The following is a 20,776-nucleotide window of genomic DNA, read 5'->3' on the forward strand; positions in this document are numbered from 1 at the left end:
TTGGCGGAATTTCCATCGACTAACTGACGAGGCCCGCCCGAGAGGTGCGCCATGAATCTAAGACGAAAAGAGAAACGCCCTATGAACGGCAGAGATCCCAACTTCTGGCAAGGGCTGCTTGATTTTTTGCCTATCACTTTGGTGGCCATTCTGACATTCACGATGGGATTTATTCGTGGTGTTCACGAGGGCGGCAGCCTAAAGAAGTCACTACTTGGCGCGGTGATGTGCACGCTTTTGGCAACGCCGCTGTTCCCCGTCTTTCTATGGATAGCTGAGTCTCAAGGCTGGCCAACTATCATCGCCTTCCCGCCGTGTGTGTTTCTGGCGTTCCTGGGTACCGATTGGATTCGCAGCAAAGCAGATGACCTCTATGAGGTTTTCATTGGGCGGTGGCGCAAGTGATCGGCCAACTCAAGCGCAACCTGATCGGAGTGGGTATAGGCGCGCTAAGCATTGCTGCTGTGTATTTCTATTGGCAGCACGTCACCGGCGAGCGTGATGCATACCAGGCAGAGGCTGAGCACCAGCGTGAACGTGCCGAGATATTGATCGAGCACCAGCAGTTTCAGCGCCAGCGCATCGAGACACTGAGCAACGCACTGGCTGCGCGTGAGCGTACGTTAGAAACCATTGATGACGATATAGGCGCCAGCACCGGGGCCCTCGAACCATTGGGAGAACAAGATGCGAAAGCAGGTGACTGGCTTGATAGCGATCTGCCTGATGGGGTTGTTGACTGGGTGCGCGAGCTTCAGCGATCAGGCGCTGCCAATGCAGTGCAGCAGCCTAGAGGTGCCGGAGTATCTAACGAATGAGCTGCCAGCGCCTACTCGACTCCTGCAGAGCAATAAAGGGCTACTTTTATTGCTCGCTGAATATGAGGGGCTACGCCGCCGGTTCAATGCTGACCGAGCGGCGGTGGTGGCGATTTTGGATAGCGGAGCTGACGAATAAGCTCCAAAAATTAATTTAAGCCGTTAAGTCTATCGGCTTCTGCAATAGCCTCTGCTTCTGATTTGAAACGCCCTTGCACAATCTTTCCATCGCGGTCTTCATCATTACGTAGATCTACAACCCACCATTCTGGGGGAGTCCCAGCAGGCTCGGTAATTATTACAGATTTCGTGACGTGATAGATGAGAGCCATATTTTAATACCTTTGCATTGTATTAGGTGATCAACCGTATCAGAAACGGCGCTTTTTTATCGGAAGAATTCTGAGCCCCCGGGGCAGTCCATGAATTCTTCTAAAGTTCGACCGCAAATTCATGGTCGACATCACCGCTGGACTTGAATCCGTGTGATTGCCCGGTCCGATAAAACGGATTACCCACAGTTCACCACTTCTCATTGAAAAACCACTGGTTCCTCCTGAGCGGGTGCCTCTACTGTATGGGAACGCAGAGCCTCGTTTCGCGCTATTTATGAGAATTTTCTAAGGCGAGGTTGTTGTTTAGACGTCGAGCTATAGACAGAAATCACCAGAGCCGTATTGGCCTGCAGCAGAAGAACGAACTGGCCGCTCGTAAGGTGGTGCCCAGCGAGTTTGCCATCTTCACCTTATTCAAAATCGCGGTAGAGATCGCCGCCATTCTCGACACGCTGCCGCTAACGATGAAGCGTAAGCACCCTGATTTAGATACGCGTCACCTAGATACTCTGATGCGGGAGCTAGCGCGCGCCCGTAATCAAGCCAGTGGGCTCGATAGTCTTTTGCCGGAGCTGCTGGATGACTACTTCGACAGTATCGATTCAGCAGCTTAGGGAGTGGCGGCGCTCTGTCCATCAAGGTTTGTTGACGCTGTTTCGGCCAGCGCCGCTGCCTGACTCCCATGCACAACCTTCGTCAATAAATCTGTGGGATTACTTTCATAGCGTTGTTAATTCTGACGCCCTTTTTTTAGTATTTTCCAGGCCTGGGTGAATAACACCATCAACAGTAGTGCGATGATTCCCTGCGAAATAGGGCGAGTAAATAGGGATCCCCAGTTATCCTGAGAAATCAGCATAGCTAAACGTAAGTTTTGTTCCGCCATTGGCCCTAACAGTACTCCCAGCACTACAGGTGCAAGCGGGAAGGCTAGTCGGTGGAGTAAATAACCGAGCAACCCAAAGGCTAGCATTACATAGAGGTCTGTCATGTTCCCTTTGACGGTATAAACACCCACGGCCATGAGTACCAACGTCGTTGGTACCAGGAGTGCGGTGGGCATGCGCAAGACCTGAGCGAATAGGCGGGTGGCCACCATGCCTCCTAGTAACAGAAGTAGCATCGCAGTAAACAGCATTTGCCACATGAAACCGAAGACCACATCAGGCGACTTCGTAAACAGTTGTGGGCCGGGCTGAAGTCCATGAATCATAAGCGCGCCGAGCACTAAGGCAGCAACCAAATTGCCAGGAATCCCTAACGTTAGGGATGGAATCATTGCAGAAGCATTGTCGGCACTGTTACCTGATTCAGCTGCTGCAACCCCCACAGGATTACCCGTGCCGAAAGATTCGGGGTTCGTGGACTTGCGCTTCGCTTCGTTATAACTCAGCAATGCTGCCAAATTGCCACCGGCACCTGGCAAGATACCTACACTAACGCCTATCAGCGACGAGCGAGTCCAAGTGCGCCAGTGCTGACGTATCAGTCCGAGTGCGTTGCCGCTAGCATCAACCTTGAAGCTTCCTGCATCATAGTAAGTCGCGTTGCTTTTCTCCGCCATCTCCAGCACTGGCGGTATCGCGTAGAGGCCGATGAGTACAATGATCAGGTCGAACCCCCCACTTAAATAAAGCGAATCGAACGTATAGCGTTCCGCTCCACTGATTGTGTCAACGCCTACAAGGCCGATGATGACGCCCAACAGGGCGCTGAGCATGCCTTTGCTGATATCACTGCCCACCAATACGGCGATGCTTACAAGTCCGAAAACGGCTACCCAGAAATACTCAGTCGGCCCAAAGGCAAGCGTGACCTGTGCCAAAAGGGGGGCTAGCGTCATCAACGCTATGGCGCTAATAATTCCACCGATGGCGGACGACCAGCACGCAGTCTTGAGAGCCAGCCCGCCCTGGCCGTTACGTGTCATAGGGTAACCGTCGAATGTTGTCGCGATTGCAGCCGGCGTTCCTGGGATTTTTAGTAAGATGGCGGGAATAGCTCCACCGTACATTGAGCCATTATAGATACCTGCTACCAACCCTAGAGCAATTACAGGATCGAACCCATACGTCAGTGGGAGCATGAGAGCGATGGCCATGACCGGGTTGAGCCCAGGTAGGGCTCCGATCAAGATACCCACCAAGGTGCCGACGAAAAGGCTGACTACGGAGCCAAATTGCAAGGCCACAGGTAGTGCGTTGAACAGGGAATCAAACATATCGTGTAACCCTATTTAGGAAACCAGGAAAAATTCGACGGGCAAGGGTCGTTTTAGCACCATCGCAAAAAGCCCGTATAAGAGGATGATGAAGCCCACCGTAATACCTAAAACCACGATGGGGCGCCTTTCACCCAGTACCAGAGCCAGCAGGATGATGAAAAGGGTGCTAGTGGAGTAGAAACCCACGGTTGGCATGGCTAGGTAATAGATCAGGCAACAGGCAACTGTCGCCATAAACCTTCCCGGATGATCGATTAAGGCGGCGGCGCTGCTCAAACCGTCACTTTGCTGCGTTTGCACCACGCCCTTAACGATCAGAGGAAGTGAGAAAAGACACATCAGAATGCCAACTCCCATGGGCACGTAAGCGGCGCCGGCATCAAAGCCACTCCCCACCCAGACCACCGTGCAGCCAAAGATGAGGAAGGCGATGCCAGAGATAATATCTCTGAAGTTCATGAGCAAGTTACCGTCCATTCAGTCATGAATTAGTTTTTCTTAAGCCCAAGCTTTTCGAGTGTCTCACCAATCGCTACAGTTTCCTGATGCAGACGCTCACGGAGCTCTTCACCTCGTACGAGATTCAGCGTCTCGCCTTGAGATGTCAGGAACGCTTGGAACTCAGGATGCTCGACGGCGCTAGCTACGGCATCGGCGATGACGTTAACGCGCTGCTCATCCATACCCTCGGGTGCCAGCATCATGCGCCATAGCACGGTTTCCAGTTCGGGATGACCGAGTGCTGCTAGGCCTGATGCCTGGGGTAGTGCTTCGTTATCATCGGCTGAGGTCACGAGTAGGCACTTCGCCTTGCCATCCTCTACATAGGGAAGTGCGGGTGTGATGGAGCCACCGTAGATATCCACGTGTCCACCCAGGAAGTTTTGGAGGGTCTCACCAGCGCCGCCAAAAGGAATAGGGCGGGCCTCAATGTCATAGGCTTCAAAGATACGCTCTGCTGCCAAGCGCATGGTTCCACCGACCCCGTCATTGCCGTAGGTGTACTGACCGGGGTTATTCTGCAGCTCGGCAAGGAATTCCTCACCTGTTTCAGCTGGAAAGTCGGGGGCTACACACATAGTGTAAGCACTCTGCGAAGTGCTGGTGATCGGGGTCAATGTCTCGTAAGAGTACTGAACACGCTGCATGTGCGGTACGGTAGTGATAGGACTATTCCAGGTAGAAAGCAGCGTGTAGCCATCGGGCTTGGCACGGGCAATCTGGTTGACCCCAATAGCACCACCTCCACCAGCGACATTAAGCACAGCAAGTGACTCTCCTAGTTCTTCCTGCAGGTACTGATTGAGCATGCGCGCAACGTTGTCAGTGCCGCCGCCGGCTGGTGCCGGTACGATTATTTCGATGGGACGATTCGGATAGTCGTCAGCCATGACAGGCATAGCGGTAAACGCTGATAGCGCAACTAAAGACGTAAGCTGTAATGTTTTCATTGTTAGTTACCTTTCTTTGAAATGCAGGGTGATGAGGTGTGCATTTAATGCGATCTCAAGCAGGTTGATCACCGAGCGTGACACGGTAGCGGAACCGCTCTGGCCTTCCGTGTACTCGTCGAAACTCGATGACTCTGCCTGCAGGATTGCGGGCAATGCGTTGGATGGCGGCGACCGGTGCCCCAGTGGCTAGTTCTAGATGCTTTGCACTGGCCTTGGTGGCGGTGCCGAACGACAGCTCGTCGGTTGCCGACGAGATCAAAATCCCGAATTCCTCCAGAAATACGGGATACAACAAAGGGCCCATCGCTTTTGGGTTTAGCGACAACAGCCCGTTGAAATCGGGTAAGCGTAGATAAATTTCTTCAAACAGCAGTGGGTCGCCTGACCAAAGGCGCACACGTTCCAGCTTTATACAGTGGCTGACTGATTCTTCGCCGAAGGCCTGCTTTACGTCGGCGGGAAGGGCGACTTCCTGATGACTGAGAATTCGACTTTCCGGAATAACGGGTACATCGGGATCTTCCACATCATGTACATGGAAAAAACGAAACAGATCGGCTCGGAAGGCGGGTTGCTTAACGAAAGTGCCGGTACCTCGCCGCCGATCCAGCAGCCCCTCATCGACCAGCTGCTTCAGGGCCATCCGCATAGTTGCTAAAGCAACGCCATACTCTTCGGCTAAACGGTTCTCCGAGGGAATCATGTCGCCTGGTTTCCACTCACCATTGGCGATCCTTGAGCCTAATTGATCACGGAGTTTGGCGTACAGGGGTAATCTTCCGTCCGTATTAGCAGAGAACTTGGCTTGCATAGGGTCACCCAGTGGTTATCTTGATTTCTTGAGGTCATTGAAGACCCGTGTATACTTCCAGTCAACCAGTTCTCTAGAGAACTAGACTTATGTATAACAACTTAGGGATACGAAATCCCCAGTCAGAACGTAATGAGGTGTCAAAAGTGAAATTAGGTTTTGATTGTCATGCTCATGTCTACGGGGCTGTTAAGGAAGCCAACGGGTCTAACTACAGTCCATCCCGTCCTGCACCTCTTTTGAATTGGCAAGAAAACTTAGAAAGCTGCAAATTAAGAGGCGGGGTACTGGTGCAACCGAGCTTTCTGGGAAACGACAACCGGCAACTGCTCGAAATTCTCTCTAGGCTTAATCATGCGTATCGAGGGGTCGTGCAGCTAGCCAAGGAGACGACGCTAGAAGAGATAGCCGCCCTTGATGCTGCAGGTGTTGTAGGGGTGCGATGGAATCTCATTGAGGGGCGCAGCGCATTGCCAAACCTCAAGGATCCTCTATGGATAGACTTTCTAGATAATCTTAAAGCTATGGGCTGGCATCTTGAGCTGCATCTGGAAGGGAACCGGTTACCTGAAATTTTTCCAGCATTACATGAGCATGGCGTGAAGTTAGTCATTGATCATATTGGGCTGCCAGTCGACGACGTTCCTATGCAAGACCCAGGCTGTCGTCTTCTGCTTGAGTCAGGACAGGCAGAACGAACCTGGGTGAAGCTCTCAGCCCCCTATCGTTCCCCTGTGTTTGACCTCAGACCGCATGTCCAGGCATTGTTGCATCATCTTGGACGTGATCGGTTAGTGTGGGGCAGTGACTGGCCATGGACGCGCCATGAGAATAAACACACTTACCGCGATACTTACGGATGGCTCAATGACTGGGTTAGAGATGCTGATGATCGTCAGTACATTCTTGATGCGAGTCCTAGAGCCCTGTTTCGCCTGGGTGATTCATAGCGAGGGTATACCAACTGCTAAGAGGGCTGACATATGACTCGGATTAGAAGCAGGGGGATATCCGCTTCGAACTGGAGCCCGTTACTGAAGGGGAGATATCACAATGAGACAGCGTGACGAATTCGTTGAAGAAATGAAAGCCAGGCTCGACGAGTGGAATGCTGATATCGATAAGCTGACTGCCAAGGCTCGCCAGGCGAGCGACGAGGCGAGGGTGAAGTACCAAGAGGACATCGATCGACTCAAGAAGCGCCAGGCGGAGACTCAGCAAAGGCTCGATGAGCTTCAGCATGCCAGCGAAGCGGCCTGGGAGACTGTTCGCCAAGGTATGGAAGACTCTTGGGAGTTGATGCGTAAAGCCTTCCGGGATGCCTCTTCTCGTTTCAAATAGCTTATTCAACTAACCTTGTTCAAATCATGCGTTTCACTTAAAAAAGCCTGAACAGTTAGCTGGGGTCGCGGCCCTCTTGTGGTTGCGATTCGCTGCCTTCTTGAAGACGCTCGATGGACGCATTTCCCTGCTTTGCCAGGGTCGCCAGGCGGTCGATTTGCTCATCCAGGCGGGGTAGGGCTTCTTGCCGATAGCTTGATAGATCGTCGATGGCGCCCATCACCTCGCTGAAAGCCTCCTCAAGCACTTGCATGTCGAGCATTGCGGAGGAGGCACGCTTCTGGATGTCCACGCCTTGCTGTCGCAGAGCCTTGGCAGTGCCGCCAATCATCTGCGATGTGGTCGTATTGAGGGCTTCGATGCGATCCAGCACCAGGCGCTGATTAGCCATTGCCATGGCCACCGTGACCGCAACGGTGAGCGCCGAGACGGTGACGTTAATGGCCCTGTCCACACCGCGCATTAATTCCCGGTTGTTGCGGATGATCACCTCTAGCGCCAGTATACCTTGCTGACTTACCGCCAGTTGCTGCTGTAGGTCGACAATGCGCTGGCGAAGAGGAAAGAGCAGCTCTTCCTCAAGAAATTGACGCCGCGGGTCATCGCCATCGCGAGCGGCTATTTCATCTTGTAGGCGGTGGTCAATCATCCGGCCCAGCGCAATTTGGCGGTTCAGCTCGCCAAGGATTTTAGTTAACGCCTGCTGGTCATCGTTCAGGGTGAGGTTGTCACGATGCAGCATGTCGCGACCACTTTCCAGATCCTCAATGATCGCATCCAGCGCCTGCTGGGTATTCTCGAACTTACGAAAGTAGCGCTGCAAGCGGCTATCCAAGCCGGGAATGACCGCCAGAACGCGATCCAATGTAGTCGGCGCCAGGCGATGGCGTGCAGGGTCGAGTCCTTCCATGCGCCCACGCAGATCGGTCAGTGCCTTGGCAACCGGCCCACCTTCGTCGCCTTGGTGGGCCAACTTACGCAGCGGTGTTTGCAGCATGGCGCTGCGATGGGCAGCCTGCTGCTGCAGTTCAAGGCCCATCTCATCCACGGCACGGCGCTGGCGAACTACTGACTCCTCATCACCTTCGGCGAGGATATCCTCGACAAAACGGTCGGCCATCGCCTCAAGCTCAGGGTCGATATCACGCTCATCGGGGGTTACTGATTCAGCCTGACTTGCACCCAATCGACTAGCTCCCAACTGGTCAGCGATCTCTTCCACCGGTGGTAGGGAGAGGCGTCGTTTGTCATCGGATTGCTGAGCCATAGAGATCTCCTGGGCTATAAAGCTATTAAAAATGCAATGAAATAAAACGGTTTAAATACAACAGAGTGAAAATTGCACATTAGCATTGCCTGTCAGCTTAATCCTTGCGGCCATAACGATCGGCCCCTTCGACGAAGCGGCGCAGATCTTCCAGCGCTTTTTCGGTGGTGACCGACGCCTGGGGGCGAGCCGTCTCGATGCGCGCCATGGAAACAGCGGTATCGTCGAGCACGGTCAAGGCGGATTCGATGCGGGCAGAGAGCTTGTTCAGTCGATGTTCGGTTTCCACTAGCAGATCAAGGCGCCGCACCAGAGCGGCTCGCTCCTCATCGCTTAATCGTTTGCCGTCCCGCTCCAATCGGCCTCGGACGTAATTACCGTCCACGCTAACCACACCCCTTGCCTGGGAGGCCATGGTCGTCAACGTATCCACTGCGCCGAAACAGACCTGAGTGACCAAGCCTTGTGAGCGCTCGAAAGCCAGCTCGCCAGTATGGAATCGGTCGCCTAGTACGTCCATCACATGGCGGTAGCGGCTGTATAGGCGGTCTGTCAGGATTGCCAAGTCGGGACGGTGCACATCGAGCAAGTTCTGCTTGGCCCGGCACATGGCCAAGACTAGATCGTCGGCTCCCACAGGTGGCCTTGCGGGGTCGAGCACCGACACACCCGTTTCATAGGCGTTGCGCTCCTCTTGAGCACGGCGCTGCTGTGCTGCGGCCTCTCGTTGAACCTCATGGCGACGCACGCGGCGGCGGGCCAGCCAGCCGCGTAGCGTTCGCTCGACGGGCAGTGCCACAGGAATAGCGACGATGCCCGTGAGCCAGCCAAATAGGCTGGGGTTGAAACCACCCCACAGGGAGGTTAGCCACAGCAGCATGCTGATAGTAGGGACTACCAGGCAATAGCGGGCGATCACCTGGAGTCGACTGGGAGTCGCTAGCGGAACCGCCAGGCCAGGATTGAACAGGCCGACCAGTAGCCAGGGCAGGCAGGTCATAAACAGGCCATAGGAAAATCCCTGCAGGAATCCCAACATAGATACGGCTATCCTTCGGTCATGGAACGCAAACACTGCGTGTAGAATAACTGAGATAGGTCGCTAAGCACCAACCAAGATGTACTCGACTCAGTTCAGTTGTACAAAAAACGCCGCCCCTTTGAGTAGGTGGCGGCCATTCTGTTCTTGCATTGTCTGCTATGCGTTAGGTTGTAGCAGGAACCATTTGACGGTCGCGTTTAGAGCTCCACACCAACGTGGCAACAAACAGTGCCAAGCCCAGGAAGTCCAGCAGCAAGGTTCCATGGGGCCATAGCATCAAGGCACCGATGGGAAACATAGCGAGACGAAGCCACCAGGGCAACGCGCTTTCTAAGTGGCCTTCCAGTCCCGCAATAATGGCGTAGATACCGAACAGCGCGAAGGCGAACACCACCAGCATCTCCATCGGTGTACCGGTGATCATTGGCGACCACACGAACAGTAGCGGAATAATGTAGAGGCCCTTGGCAATTTTCCAGGCGGTAAAGCCCGTGCGCATAGGCGGGGTTTTGGCGATAGCCGCCGCGGCGAAGGCGGTAAGGCATACCGGCGGCGTCACGTTAGAGTCCTGAGAGAGCCAGAAGATCACCATATGCGCCGCGACCAGCAGCATCGACAACGTATGCGATGAAAGCGCTTGCTCGTAAAGCTGCGAACGGAAGTTGTCCGGGACGACCGCCAAGAGTTCCTGGGCACTGGCGGCATCCATCGGTGCGTTCAACGCCTCTAGTGCTTCCGGAGCGGCAAGCATAAAGATCGCCCGTGCCTGCTCAGGCAGGTCACCGGCCATGATCAGCTCCAGCAGATGGCTTTCCGCCATCAAACCATAAAGCGCTGGTGCTGATAGCGTGCCCAATACGATATAAGCGGCCGTCACTGGCAGACCCATGCCTAGTACCAGGGAGGCCAATGCAATCAACACGATGGTGATTAACAGGCTACCGCCCGCCCAGTCGGCGATCATCAACGAAAAAATATTACCGATACCGGTCGTGGAGACCACGTTTACGATTAATCCGACCGTCAGCAGCAGAATCGCGGTGGAAATCATGTTCCGGGTACCCAGCACCAAGGCATCGATTATCGCCTGAAGTTTCATGGGGGTGCGTGACAGCCAGGAAGCACCCACCACGGATAAGATGGCGATACCTGCAGCGTAAGTAGGGGTGAAACCATTAACAAGCGCCGCGACCAGAATCACCAACGGTAGCAGGTAGTGCCAGCCACCCTTTAGCACGTCAATTAGTTTAGGTGCCTGTTCGGTTTCTACCTGCTGGGTACCGCTCCGTTTGGCTTCGATGCGCACGAACATGGCCACCGAGAGAAAGTACAGCAGCGCGGGAAGGGCGGCGACGCCGATGATGGTGAGATAGGACACCTGGGTATAGGAGGCCATAATAAAGGCACCCGCACCCATCACTGGAGGCATGAGCTGACCACCGGTAGAAGCCGCCGCCTCAACACCGGCAGCGAAGCGTGGTGGAAAACCAGCCTTGCGCATCAGCGGAATGGTAATCACACCGGTAGAGACCGTATTTGCCACACTGGAACCCGAGACTGACCCCATCAGCCCGGATGCAAACACCGCGACGAAGCCTGGGCCGCCAACAAAACGACCAGCGGCACAGCGCGCCAACTCGATGATGAACTCTCCAGCACCGGAACGTACCAGAAAGGCGCCAAAGAGAATAAACATGAAGACATAGGACCAGGAAATATTGGCTATCGAGCCTAGAATGCCATCGCCGCCGAGAAAGCTGCGAAAGAGTACGGTTTCCCAATTCAGTCCGGGGAAATTGAATACCCCACCTATATAACGCCCCCACCAGGCAACGTAGGTCAACGCAATGATACAGAGCAGCGGGATGAACCAACCTGTAGTACGGCGGGCAAATTCAAGTACCAGCGCTAAAGCGGTGATCGAAACAATCCAGTCAGCCAAGGAAAAGCGCACCCCGCGGGCGTAGAGCGCATCTTCAAAACCAATCAAATAAAACGCACAGCCCAGGGCGGCCAGGCCGAGACACACATCGACCGCAAGTAATAGTCGTTGGCCGTTAGCAGAGCGTGCTTTAAACATAGGCACGGAAAGGGCGCACAACAGACCGAACATGCCGAAGTGAAGGGCGCTGACCCAGACCTCTGAGATTGTGCCCAGGGTATTGAAATAGATATGCGACAGGGCAACGACGATGGCGAGTAGGCTCAGAATCCGGCCAAGCCAAGGGTGTTCGAGGCGCTCCGCCGCATCGCTTGCGGATTCGTCGCGCACCGTATCAGGTGTCGAATGGCTCATGGTGTACCTCATGGAACACGGTAAGGCATAGAAAGGACATCCACCCGAACTGTGCCGGGCGGATACTAGGCTGGGGAGGCATTAGCCTTCGAGAAGATGCTCGGGTATTTCCATGCCCTGCTCCTGGAAATAGCGTGCAGCACCGGGATGCAGGGGCATCGGCAGGCCATCCAGGGCTTTTTCGAGTGTCATATCGCGCGTCGCTGGGTGAATGTTATTCAGGAACGGCAGGTTCTCAAACATTGCCTTGGTGATCTGATACACGTGCTCTTCCGGAACATCGGCGTTGACCACCAGAATGTTGGGCTGAGAAATAGTGTTGATCGGCGCTTCCTGGCCGGGATAGGTGTCGGCGGGAATGTCGAAAGCGCTCCACACCGGATATTGGCCGTTGATTCGCTCAAGCTGCTCTGCGGTCACATTCAGCGTGGTAATGTCACCACCCATGTTGGCGTAAGCACTGGTCACCGCGGAAGCCGGCACGCCCGCCGGTATGTTCATGCCGTCTATATTGCCGTTCTGCATAGAATCAGCGCTGGCGCTGTAACCCAGGTAGGCGATATTCAACTGCTCCGGATCAATTTCCAGACCGGCAAGAATTTGCCGACCGGAGCCTTCGGTGCCGGAATTGCGTGCGCCGATGGAGAAGCCGCGCCCATATAGCTGGGCCAGATCGTCAATAGTACCGGTTTCGACAAGCTCGTCGCGCATCACGAAGTGTTCGACGTTCTGCCATAGCATGGAGATTGAGCGTACGTTGTCGTAGGCCTTAGGTACCGGGCCTTCACCTGACCAAGCCCAGGCGCCGTAAAGCGCTTGTAGAATGCCGAATTGGGCTTGGCTGTCGTCCATCAGGCGCAGGTTTTCGGCCGAACCAGCCGAGCTGATGGCGGAAACAGAGATGCCATGGGTGGGCTCTAGCTTGACGCGTACCAGGGTGGAGAGCGCTACGCCTACCGGGTAGAAAGTCCCGCCGGTGGTCGCGGTGCCCATGATGTACTGGCCGCCTTGATCACTCTCCTGAGCGATAGCAGCGGAGGTGCTGACCCCGATTGCTGCGGCGGTAGCAAGGCACAATGTGGTTTTGAGAATAGGTGTGGTTTTGAGAAATTGACGTTTCAGCATGGAGTTGCTCCTGGCTTATTGGAATTATGGGAGTAATCGCTACTCCGTTTCCCCATAGAGCGAGAAGCTAGCCAACTTTAAATAACCAGATATTAATCAAATGTTTGCATGTTTTTGTATTCGACGAAAGGCGAAGCTGGCGGCGCGGCTATCGGCCATTTGTTGCCGATGGTTTTCGCCATCATCGGCAACAAATGGCCGATGAATAAAGCCCTCCTAAATGATGTCTAGGGAACGAGAAAATCTTCACGGCGCAACTGATGGCGCTGCATCTTCTGGTTGAGCGTGCGGCGGGGCAGGTCAAGCTCTTCCAGTACCGCTTGAATATTACCGGCATGGCGCTTTAGCGACTCTTTCAGAACCGTGGCTTCGAATGCTTCCATGCGCGCCGAAAGGGCACTGGCTTGGTATAGCGGCACACTCGACGTTTGCCAGGGCAGATCCAGTCCCAAAATAAAGCGTGTCGCAATATTGCGCAGTTCGCGCAGGTTTCCCGGCCAACGGTGATTACCCAGGGCGGCAAGTAGCTCCGTTGTAGGCTCGAGGAGAGGCCTTTCATGAACCTCGGCGGCTTGGTGACAGAAGTGGCGAAACAGTAAGGGAATATCTTCGCGCCGCTCACGCAAGGGGGGAATCGCCAGCTCGGCAATCGCCAAGCGATAATAGAGATCCTCTCGAAAACTGCCCTCAGCGACCATCTCTAATAAGTTTTCTTTACTTGCCGCCACGACGCGAAGCTGCAGGTGAATCACCTGATTGCTACCCAGACGAGTGATTTCGCCTTCCTGTAGCGCACGCAACAGCTTGACCTGTGCAGATAGCGGCAGTGACTCAATTTCATCCAGGAACAGGGTGCCGTGGCTAGCGGCTTCCAGACGCCCGATGCGCTGCTCTCCGGCCCCGGTAAAGGCGCCTTTCTCATGCCCGAAAAGCTCCGACTCGATCAACTCGCTGTTCATTGCACCGCAGTTCAAAGCCACGAAAGCGCCTTGATTGCCGGTACCGAAATCGTGGAGAGCTCGGGCCACGACCTCTTTGCCGCTACCAGTTTCGCCATTGATAACTATGTTGGCGCGGCTGGCGGCCAGGTTTTCCACTTGGCGTCGTAGCTCCTGCATCAGCGCAGAGTCGCCGAGCAGCCGAGTGTTCAAATAGTTATGCCGCAGTGCCTGCTGCAACTGCAAATTTTCCAGCGCCAGGGCGCGATGCTCCAGCGCTCGACGCGCGCACTCTTCCAAGCGCTCAGGATCGAAGGGCTTTTGTACAAAATCCCAAGCCCCCTGCTGAATTGCGGCCACCGCCATGGGCACGTCACCGTGGCCCGTAATCAGAATCACAGGCGGCGGCGTGTCGAGTTCTTGCACGGCGGCAAACAGGGCCAGGCCATCCATCTCCGGCATCTTGATGTCACTGATCAATACGCCGCACTGCTGATCATCTTGAAGTGCCTTAAGCGCTTCGCGGGCACGGGAAAACGCTAGCACCGCTAGTCCTGATACTTCCAGCCATTGACTAAGCGAATCGCGTACATCTGCTTCGTCTTCCACCAACCAAACCGATAGCGTGGCGGCTGGTATGCGAGAGAAGGCGTTAGAAGATGGTTGTGTCATGACGGAGTCTCCTCTCCATGCGGTAACGCCAATCGAAACCAAGCCCCTCCAGTAGGTTGATTGCCAGCGCTAAGCTTGCCGCCAAGATCCTGAACAATACCGTAGCTGATAAACAGTCCCAGCCCTAAACCTTCCCCAACTGGCTTGGTGGTGAAGAAAGGGTCAAACATGTGCTCGATAACCTCTGGGGGCAAACCCGGGCCGTTATCATGAATGGTCAAAATTACTTGCGTCGGGATTATTTCGGCGTGAAGGTAAATCACGCCGTCAGGCGTTTCGTTTAAGGCATCTAAAGCATTCCCAAGCAGATTGGTAAGTAGCTGCTCAAGGCGGACTTCATCTCCGCGTACCAGCAGTGGCTGCTGCCAGGCGCCGTTACGCTCCAGGCGTACTTTTTGTTGCTGAAAGCGTTCCTCGAGTAGCTCAAGCACGAAGTTCAGGCTGGCTTGAAGATCGACACTCTCCAGGCTGCCTCCTTTGCGGGCGAAGAGTTTGAGTTGTTCGATCAGCCGAGCCAGGCGCTTGCTCAATACCTGAATGCGTTGAAAGTTATCACTAGCCATTTCCTGACGACCCATCGCCAGCAGCCGTTCGCCGTTGGCAGCATAGGTACGTATGCCGGACAGTGGCTGGTTCAGCTCATGGGCGATACCTGCCGCCATGGTGCCCAAGGCGGCCAATTTACCTGCCTGAACCAGCTCGGTCTGGGCATCTTCCAATGCCCGGGTACGCTCCTGGACGCGCTCTTCCAGGCGTATATTGGTTTGCTGGATAATCTGCGCCTGAGCATCGCGCATGCGGTGGCGTTTTTGTCGTTCTCGTAGCCACAGGCCGAGTAACAGTAAAGCGGAAAGTGTTATCAGACCGGCCAAAAGCATGTTGCGGGCACTGGTATAAAGCGGCTGTACTGGGCTCAGGTAATGCATCGACCAGCCAAGCGTGGAAAGCGATGAGGAGGTGATCAGAAAACGCTCGTCTTCTCCTTGAGCCTCCATTACCAGGGTGTCGTCAGGAAGGCGGCGTCCCAATAGGGGGAGCGGTTCATCAAGAAATTGGCGTTGGGCATTAATCTGCTCTAAGGCGGCGTCAGAAAGTTGATCGATGTGCCCAAAACGCCACTGCTCGCGGCTGGAAAGGATAACTACGCCGTTGGCATCTGACAATATGACGTTTTCATTTGCTCGGCGCCAATCTTCCTGGAGCGCCTCCAGAGAGACCTTGACCGCAAGCACTCCTGCGGTGGCAGTGTCTGAAAAAGTGACGGCGTGAGAGTTGAAGTAACCTGGCTGTCCAGTAGTGCTGCCAACCGCAAAAAATTCACCGCTACCATCCTCCATAGCATCGAAAAAATAGGGTCGGAAGTGATAATCGTGGCCGATGAAGCTTTGCTCGAGTTCGTAGTTGCTGCTGGCCAGCGTGACCCCTTGGTCATTCATGAGAAAGATCGTTTCGGCGCCGGAGCGTTCGGCCACCAAGGCCAGATGCTGGTTAGCCTGCGTCAGAAATATATCATTGGGTTCGCGAAGCGCTGCATGAATTAAAGGGTGTTGGGCGAGTAGCCCGGGCAGGTAGGTAAAACGCTCTAGCGCCCCTTGCAGGCTGCTCGTGTAGAGCGCCAAGCGATTTTCAGCGTGACGATGTGAATCGGCTTGGACTTGGCTGTATTGCCAATACCATAACCACCACAGACCCAAAAACACCAGCGCTGTCAGCGTTGGCAGAACCAGGGCACGTAGCAAGGTTTTCCTCGTCACTATGCTTACCTCAAAGGTCGAATCTATGCAGGCTGGTGAGCTTATCACCTGGGCGTGATCAGTCCCATTTTCGGTATGCGTTTTTCCGGGCTCTATCGATGTGATGATCGCTTTGCCACTATGGCGGGATACGGTTTGCAGAGGGCATGCAGCTATCCAGAGAGGGGTATGCTTAAATCGTCACAATATCCGCGGCAATCTAGGCCGGTATAACCGGGATTCTCCCGGTTACCGTTGTCGCGTTTGAGAGGTTTCATGTTGTTAAAACTCCTTCTCTGGGTTATCCGGTTGTTGGTGCTCTTAATGGTAGTGGTGGCCTTGCTGCCATTAATATCCAGCGGTCAGTGGTGGATCAGGCTGTGGGATTTTCCACGACTGCAGCTAACGGGCGCGTTGGTCTTACCACTACTGCTGCTAGGCGTGCACGCTTGGCTAAAGCGCCCAACAAAAGAGCACGCCGTGTGGGGAGTGGTCATCCTTGCAGTGGGAGGGTGGCACTTAACGCACATCCTGCCATTTACATCCGTTTGGTCGACCTAGGTGCCCACCGCTGAGGCTCAACCCGGCGAAAACCAGACGACGTTAAAAGTGCTAACGGCAAATGTTGACTACAAAAATGATCAGTACGCTGAGGTAGTGGCAATGGTTCAGCGCGAGGATCCCGATTTACTACTGCTAATCGAAGTTAATAGCGCTTGGGCTGATGGGCTAGCGCCACTTAATGAGGAGTACGCCCATAGAGTAGGGGAGGTGCGCGATGAGGGCCTTGGGATAGTGCTATGGTCACGGATTCCGCTGCTGGAGCAGGAGGTTGAATATTTGGTCTCTGAGCGTCGGCCTTCCATTTTCGCAACGATTGATGTGCCAGACATCGGGCCAGTGCGCTTCGTTGGCGCCCATCCGGTTCCGCCAGGTCTGCAGGAACGAACCGTCAGCAACGAGGACGAACGACGGGACAGCCGAGAACGCGATGCAGAGCTCATGCTTATTGCTCGTCATGTGGAAAAAGACCCAGACAACCGCTGGATCGTCACCGGTGACTTTAATGACGTTGCGTGGTCTGACACCACCAAGCTTTTCGCTGACTTGAGTGATCTCAAAGATCCCCGCCGTGGCCGGCGATTGCTCAGCACCTACCATGCGGAATACCCATGGTGGCGATACCCAATTGACCATCTTTTCGTTTCTGACGGTTTTCATCTTATTGATATCGACATAGTGAAGGTGCAAGGCTCTGACCACTTTGGCCTCTCTACCACGCTTACCGTTGGTCGCAAAGATCAAGGAAGGCCTGAAGCTTCCGCAGAAGAGGAGCAGGAGGCCGAAGAGATGGTCGAGGAGGGAGCTGAAGACGCTGCAGAACATGATGGTGGTTAATCGATGACGCGGTAATAAAGGCTCGACCTTCTGAATTTTTTCAATGCATAGGGTTGCTGTTGATCAACTGCGTTTTAAAAATTATCCCCATCTATCGGTGAGATAACTTCTACAGTTATTCAACAGAAGCTCTACAGTTTAATTGCCATTTGTAACCGTATCGACTAGCTTAGTTACGACGGGTGCGCTAAAAAAACCCTAATGCTGGCTTACTCAATCGTTTCTGAACACCACTGACTGCGGCTTGGCTCACTTGGTGCGCTCCAGTTTCAGCCCAGTCAATTTGGGTTAACCAGCAAGGAGGACATCAAATGTCGATAACATCAGAAAAGCAATTACCCGAAGCAGTAGCGGCCTGGCGTGACCCGGAAATGGACTCGGTGAAAGGTACCGAGACACCCAAAGATCCGAACAAAGGTTACATTGCCTTACTTGGATGGAGTATTAACGCGATTAAGGCGGCGCAAAAGTTTGACCGTCGCTATATCGTCGTTGCTCCCGAATGGGCTGAGGATTTCTGTGCTGCGAACAATATACCGTTCATTTCCTGGGATTTTATTCGCTTGAATGATCGTTCCATGGAGATTGCCGAAAAGTTGAAGGCTGAAGGCGTAGACGTCGCCATCCCACTGTTTGAAGAAACCGTTGAGTGGTCAGGTGCCATCAACTCCGTGCTTCTCGACAGCCCACGCATGTTTGGTCAGTCTATTCTATTCCGTGATAAGGCCTTGATGAAGCGCCGTGCCCAGCTTGGCGGTATCCGCGTTGGGATATTTGAAGAGGCGCACGAAAAAGAAGACATCGTCCGCTTTATGAAGCGTGTCAATCAAACGCTGCTCAAGCTTGATGGTGATCCGGATGACCCGATACACGTCAAAGCATTCGATAAAGCCGGTTGTCTTGGCCACCGGATGATCCGAACGTTAGAAGAAATTGATAACATTCCGGATGAAGAGTATCCGCTGCTGATGGAGAGTCACTTGAGCGGCTGGGAGTTTGCCGTTGAAGCCTGGATACACGATGGCAAAATTCAGTTCCTGAATATTTCGGAATACGTGACGTTAGGCTACTCGGTGTTCGTGCCTGCTACCCAGGAGCTTGAGAGCTGGCGCAATGCGATCACCAAACAGATCGAGCTGTTGATCAAAACCTTCGATATCCAGTTCGGCTTGATTCACCCCGAGTACTTCGTGACAGCTGACGGTGAGATGTACTTTGGCGAAGTTGCCTACCGCCCACCCGGCTTCAAAGCTTTCGAACTGATCGAAAAAGCCTACGGTTTCAATGCCTATCAAGCGTCAATGTTGGTGTTCGACCCGAAAAGCACGAAAGAAGAAGTAGCGGCGTTCTTCCCCCGCGAAGTAGTCGATGCGAAGGGTTACGCAGGTTGTTTCGGTGTCTACCCACGCCGTCGTGTTGTCAGCAAGCTGGAAATGCCCGAAGAGACGATTAATCACCCGTACTTCGAGTCACACGAACTGGTCGCACCGGCAGAAGAGACAGTGCCTGACCGGTCTGCTTTCGGGACTCATTGGGGGCTCATCTTCTTCTTTGGCGACGATCCCATCAAGATGCGCGATCTGCTAAAAGCCCAAGAGGATCTGGACTTTTACGTCTAACGTTCGATAGCGCAAGACGCTGAACTATGGGCGCGTATATCAGTGTCAGGAGTACTCCATAATCCCGATATTGATATAGGCGCCCTTTATTTTGCCAACGCTGCGGGAGTGGCCCCACCAAAAGGCAAGGTAATTCGATTTAATAGGCAGCAGACAGCAAAATGATGACGCCTACACCAGCGAGTAGGAACCCACTGATTTGGCTAATCCGTTCTGCTTGGGGGAGTAGCTTCTCTGCTAGAAAATAAAGGGCTAGCCCCGCCATCCAAACTAGGCTCATGACGCCGTCAACGAACATCAGCAGCATCAAAGCCCAGCAGCAGCCGGTGCAGTAGGCGCCATGGCGGAGCCCCATGATCAGCGCTCCGCCGTTGCCTTCACGCCATTCGGTCATCAGAAAGCTTAAGGGCGAACGACACTTGTTCAGGCAGGCCTGTTTAAGATCACTGAACTGGAAAGCACCTGCGGTTACCAGCAGGGTGCCTCCTAACAGTGGGGTCACGTGGCCCAAGGATGAGCTTAACAGCGCACTCTGCTGCAACGCCCATTGCATGACGGCGGCTGCCCCCGCAAACGCCAGCCACACGGCAAGGTAACCTGCTATGAAAACCCAGGTGGCTGCGCGGGCACCTGCCTCGCGTTCGCGCTGCTGGTGGATGCGCAGGAAAGTAAGCAGCATGGGGCTAGCGCTGGGTAGCATCATGGCCACCATCATCACGCTCCACATCACAGTGGCCGTGACCAGCACGCTCATGCCGTCGTCGCCTGTGCTGGCCATCTCCCCATTCATCGGCATTTGCGCGTGCATGCCGTGCATAATCAGGTAACCCCACGCCAATATTGCCACGGTTATCAGTGCTAACCAGGTCAGTAAGCGTTCCCGGGCATGGAGAGTGCTCATCGTCAGTTCCATCGCCAATGCCCCCTCAAGACCCGCTGTAAGCGAAGGGTGAATAAAACGCACTGCGTTCGCTAAGATCAATGTTGATGCCGTAAGCACGGTGCAGCAATGATTGCGACTTGGCCACTACCAGAGACTCGCCCGGCGCTACCGCCAACGGGTGATGATGAATGGTCACCTCAGCGCCGTTCTGGCCCTCCAGGGCGGTAATTTCCGTGTTGGCGGATTGGCCAAGTTTCAGATGTCGATGCCCCTTTTCCACTTCAAACTGGATGGGAAGGTGTTCTACCGCGAGCACCTCGCCGATAAAGGTGGCCAACAGCGCCGGGTGGCCACCGGCCCGGCCGCCGAATATGCGGCTTAGCGCTTCCTGTTGGGCCTCGTCTGCCCGCTGGTCGATATACAGCACGACTTTCCAGTTTCCCTCGGCCATGGGGCCGGGGGAGTGCAGGGCGATAGCCACATTCCTGTCGCCGAGATCCACTGCCTCGAACTGGCCTTGGGTAATGTGCCAGCCCACCAGGGCGGTACATTCACCCTCGGTAGGGCTGCCGAGGTAGATACACGGGCAGGCACCTTTGCAATTGCAGCTTTCGAGGTAGTCGCCTTTCAGGCTCCATTGGGGATTCATGTCGTCTCCTCCTAACGTCGTTGGATAGCTTTTGTGATATTTGTTTTGGGTATCTCTTGTTATAGCGCTGAATCGCTCGCGGGATGTGAGGAACTGATGAGAATTACGTGAGAATTGCATCTGAGTGTCATCGTTCGGTGCGCAACTACTGTGTCGGGTGGTATTTGTAGC

At 54.3% G+C, this 20,776-nt stretch carries 21 protein-coding genes; 8 read left to right on the forward strand and 13 right to left on the reverse strand.

Annotated elements, in window-relative coordinates; all coding sequences use genetic code 11:
* Positions 1-51 precede the first annotated feature (51 nt).
* Together K7H09_RS17415 and K7H09_RS17420 are read left to right on the forward strand one after the other, a co-directional pair.
* A complete protein-coding gene (locus K7H09_RS17415) occupies positions 52-405 on the forward strand; it encodes a phage holin family protein (RefSeq protein WP_230805341.1) in 354 nt (117 codons plus the stop codon).
* Positions 402-818, forward strand: a complete 417-nt coding sequence (locus tag K7H09_RS17420; RefSeq protein ID WP_230805343.1) for a hypothetical protein — start codon at positions 402-404, stop codon at positions 816-818. The genes K7H09_RS17415 and K7H09_RS17420 overlap by 4 nt, the downstream gene beginning before the upstream one ends.
* A gap of 149 nt (positions 819-967) precedes the next feature.
* On the opposite strand, the gene K7H09_RS17425 is transcribed toward K7H09_RS17420, so the two are convergent.
* A complete protein-coding gene (locus K7H09_RS17425) occupies positions 968-1,150 on the reverse strand; it encodes a hypothetical protein (RefSeq protein ID WP_022523430.1) in 183 nt (60 codons plus the stop codon).
* 302 nt (positions 1,151-1,452) lie between these two features.
* On the opposite strand from K7H09_RS17425, the gene K7H09_RS17430 reads away from it, so the two are divergent.
* Positions 1,453-1,767 carry a terminase small subunit gene (locus K7H09_RS17430; protein WP_230805345.1) on the forward strand — a complete coding sequence of 105 codons (315 nt, stop codon included), beginning with the start codon at positions 1,453-1,455 and terminating at the stop codon, positions 1,765-1,767.
* Between the two features lie 116 nt (positions 1,768-1,883).
* Here the strand turns inward: K7H09_RS17430 and K7H09_RS17435 are convergent, their stop codons facing one another.
* The 4 genes from K7H09_RS17435 to K7H09_RS17450 are packed head-to-tail and all read right to left on the reverse strand — an operon-like array spanning position 1,884 to position 5,642.
* Complete coding sequence (locus K7H09_RS17435) at positions 1,884-3,374, reverse strand: tripartite tricarboxylate transporter permease (protein ID WP_041159491.1); 1,491 nt, start codon at positions 3,372-3,374, stop codon at positions 1,884-1,886.
* Positions 3,375-3,389: 15 nt separating this feature from the next.
* The gene (locus K7H09_RS17440) at positions 3,390-3,836 is read right to left on the reverse strand and encodes a tripartite tricarboxylate transporter TctB family protein (protein WP_230805430.1); all 447 of its coding nucleotides are present in this window, start codon (positions 3,834-3,836) and stop codon (positions 3,390-3,392) included.
* 29 nt (positions 3,837-3,865) lie between these two features.
* On the reverse strand, positions 3,866-4,828 hold the full coding sequence (locus K7H09_RS17445; RefSeq protein WP_009287855.1) for a Bug family tripartite tricarboxylate transporter substrate binding protein: 963 nt from the start codon (positions 4,826-4,828) through the stop codon (positions 3,866-3,868).
* Between the two features lie 55 nt (positions 4,829-4,883).
* Complete coding sequence (locus tag K7H09_RS17450; protein WP_035579391.1) at positions 4,884-5,642, reverse strand: GntR family transcriptional regulator; 759 nt, start codon at positions 5,640-5,642, stop codon at positions 4,884-4,886.
* A 146-nt stretch (positions 5,643-5,788) separates the two neighbouring features.
* On the opposite strand from K7H09_RS17450, the gene K7H09_RS17455 reads away from it, so the two are divergent.
* Together K7H09_RS17455 and K7H09_RS17460 are read left to right on the forward strand one after the other, a co-directional pair.
* A complete protein-coding gene (locus K7H09_RS17455; RefSeq protein WP_230805347.1) occupies positions 5,789-6,592 on the forward strand; it encodes an amidohydrolase family protein in 804 nt (267 codons plus the stop codon).
* 103 nt (positions 6,593-6,695) lie between these two features.
* Positions 6,696-6,983 (forward strand): hypothetical protein, encoded by a 288-nt coding sequence (locus tag K7H09_RS17460; RefSeq protein WP_022523436.1) that lies wholly within the window; start codon positions 6,696-6,698, stop codon positions 6,981-6,983.
* A gap of 55 nt (positions 6,984-7,038) precedes the next feature.
* Here the strand turns inward: K7H09_RS17460 and K7H09_RS17465 are convergent, their stop codons facing one another.
* The 6 genes from K7H09_RS17465 to K7H09_RS17490 form a co-directional block, all read right to left on the reverse strand.
* The gene (locus K7H09_RS17465) at positions 7,039-8,250 is read right to left on the reverse strand and encodes a toxic anion resistance protein (RefSeq protein WP_230805349.1); all 1,212 of its coding nucleotides are present in this window, start codon (positions 8,248-8,250) and stop codon (positions 7,039-7,041) included.
* Positions 8,251-8,347: 97 nt separating this feature from the next.
* Entirely contained in the window at positions 8,348-9,289 is a 942-nt protein-coding gene (locus tag K7H09_RS17470) for a cobyrinic acid a,c-diamide synthase (protein WP_230805352.1), read from the reverse strand.
* A 166-nt stretch (positions 9,290-9,455) separates the two neighbouring features.
* Entirely contained in the window at positions 9,456-11,588 is a 2,133-nt protein-coding gene (locus K7H09_RS17475) for a TRAP transporter permease (protein WP_230805354.1), read from the reverse strand.
* An 81-nt stretch (positions 11,589-11,669) separates the two neighbouring features.
* Positions 11,670-12,713: a TAXI family TRAP transporter solute-binding subunit gene (locus K7H09_RS17480; RefSeq protein WP_230805356.1), complete on the reverse strand. Its 1,044-nt coding sequence runs from the start codon at positions 12,711-12,713 to the stop codon at positions 11,670-11,672.
* Positions 12,714-12,940: 227 nt separating this feature from the next.
* Positions 12,941-14,323 (reverse strand): sigma-54-dependent transcriptional regulator, encoded by a 1,383-nt coding sequence (locus K7H09_RS17485; RefSeq protein WP_230805358.1) that lies wholly within the window; start codon positions 14,321-14,323, stop codon positions 12,941-12,943.
* Entirely contained in the window at positions 14,320-16,077 is a 1,758-nt protein-coding gene (locus K7H09_RS17490) for a sensor histidine kinase (protein ID WP_230805360.1), read from the reverse strand. Before K7H09_RS17490 ends, K7H09_RS17485 begins: the two co-directional genes overlap by 4 nt.
* A 255-nt stretch (positions 16,078-16,332) precedes the next feature.
* Here K7H09_RS17490 and K7H09_RS17495 point away from each other — a divergent pair, with 255 nt between their 5' ends.
* From K7H09_RS17495 to K7H09_RS17505, 3 genes are all read left to right on the forward strand, one after another.
* Complete coding sequence (locus tag K7H09_RS17495; RefSeq protein ID WP_230805362.1) at positions 16,333-16,617, forward strand: hypothetical protein; 285 nt, start codon at positions 16,333-16,335, stop codon at positions 16,615-16,617.
* Complete coding sequence (locus K7H09_RS17500) at positions 16,618-17,454, forward strand: endonuclease/exonuclease/phosphatase family protein (RefSeq protein WP_230805371.1); 837 nt, start codon at positions 16,618-16,620, stop codon at positions 17,452-17,454. It abuts the gene before it with no gap.
* A gap of 311 nt (positions 17,455-17,765) precedes the next feature.
* A complete protein-coding gene (locus K7H09_RS17505) occupies positions 17,766-19,073 on the forward strand; it encodes an ATP-grasp domain-containing protein (RefSeq protein ID WP_009287860.1) in 1,308 nt (435 codons plus the stop codon).
* Positions 19,074-19,212: 139 nt separating this feature from the next.
* Here K7H09_RS17505 and K7H09_RS17510 read toward each other — a convergent pair whose 3' ends face one another.
* Together K7H09_RS17510 and K7H09_RS17515 are read right to left on the reverse strand one after the other, a co-directional pair.
* Positions 19,213-19,974, reverse strand: a complete 762-nt coding sequence (locus tag K7H09_RS17510; protein WP_230805374.1) for a DUF2182 domain-containing protein — start codon at positions 19,972-19,974, stop codon at positions 19,213-19,215.
* A 25-nt stretch (positions 19,975-19,999) separates the two neighbouring features.
* Positions 20,000-20,605, reverse strand: a complete 606-nt coding sequence (locus K7H09_RS17515; RefSeq protein ID WP_230805376.1) for a DUF1326 domain-containing protein — start codon at positions 20,603-20,605, stop codon at positions 20,000-20,002.
* Positions 20,606-20,776: the final 171 nt, after the last annotated feature.

The sequence above is a fragment of the Halomonas sp. IOP_14 genome, assembly GCF_021021315.1.
GTDB classification, from domain to species: domain Bacteria; phylum Pseudomonadota; class Gammaproteobacteria; order Pseudomonadales; family Halomonadaceae; genus Vreelandella; species Vreelandella titanicae.

Bases quoted from the DNA above. Each gene is read 5' to 3' on its own strand.
- K7H09_RS17515 (WP_230805376.1), bottom strand. From the start codon at position 20,605: ATGAATCCCCAATGGAGCCTGAAAGGCGACTACCTCGAAAGCTGCAAT.
- K7H09_RS17415 (WP_230805341.1), top strand. From the start codon at position 52: ATGAATCTAAGACGAAAAGAGAAACGCCCTATGAACGGCAGAGATCCC.
- K7H09_RS17465 (WP_230805349.1), bottom strand. From the start codon at position 8,250: ATGGCTCAGCAATCCGATGACAAACGACGCCTCTCCCTACCACCGGTG.
- K7H09_RS17435 (WP_041159491.1), bottom strand. From the start codon at position 3,374: ATGTTTGATTCCCTGTTCAACGCACTACCTGTGGCCTTGCAATTTGGC.
- K7H09_RS17445 (WP_009287855.1), bottom strand. From the start codon at position 4,828: ATGAAAACATTACAGCTTACGTCTTTAGTTGCGCTATCAGCGTTTACC.
- K7H09_RS17470 (WP_230805352.1), bottom strand. From the start codon at position 9,289: ATGTTGGGATTCCTGCAGGGATTTTCCTATGGCCTGTTTATGACCTGC.
- K7H09_RS17485 (WP_230805358.1), bottom strand. From the start codon at position 14,323: ATGACACAACCATCTTCTAACGCCTTCTCTCGCATACCAGCCGCCACG.
- K7H09_RS17460 (WP_022523436.1), top strand. From the start codon at position 6,696: ATGAGACAGCGTGACGAATTCGTTGAAGAAATGAAAGCCAGGCTCGAC.
- K7H09_RS17450 (WP_035579391.1), bottom strand. From the start codon at position 5,642: ATGCAAGCCAAGTTCTCTGCTAATACGGACGGAAGATTACCCCTGTAC.
- K7H09_RS17480 (WP_230805356.1), bottom strand. From the start codon at position 12,713: ATGCTGAAACGTCAATTTCTCAAAACCACACCTATTCTCAAAACCACA.
- K7H09_RS17495 (WP_230805362.1), top strand. From the start codon at position 16,333: ATGTTGTTAAAACTCCTTCTCTGGGTTATCCGGTTGTTGGTGCTCTTA.
- K7H09_RS17425 (WP_022523430.1), bottom strand. From the start codon at position 1,150: ATGGCTCTCATCTATCACGTCACGAAATCTGTAATAATTACCGAGCCT.
- K7H09_RS17440 (WP_230805430.1), bottom strand. From the start codon at position 3,836: ATGAACTTCAGAGATATTATCTCTGGCATCGCCTTCCTCATCTTTGGC.
- K7H09_RS17505 (WP_009287860.1), top strand. From the start codon at position 17,766: ATGTCGATAACATCAGAAAAGCAATTACCCGAAGCAGTAGCGGCCTGG.
- K7H09_RS17510 (WP_230805374.1), bottom strand. From the start codon at position 19,974: ATGAGCACTCTCCATGCCCGGGAACGCTTACTGACCTGGTTAGCACTG.
- K7H09_RS17475 (WP_230805354.1), bottom strand. From the start codon at position 11,588: ATGAGCCATTCGACACCTGATACGGTGCGCGACGAATCCGCAAGCGAT.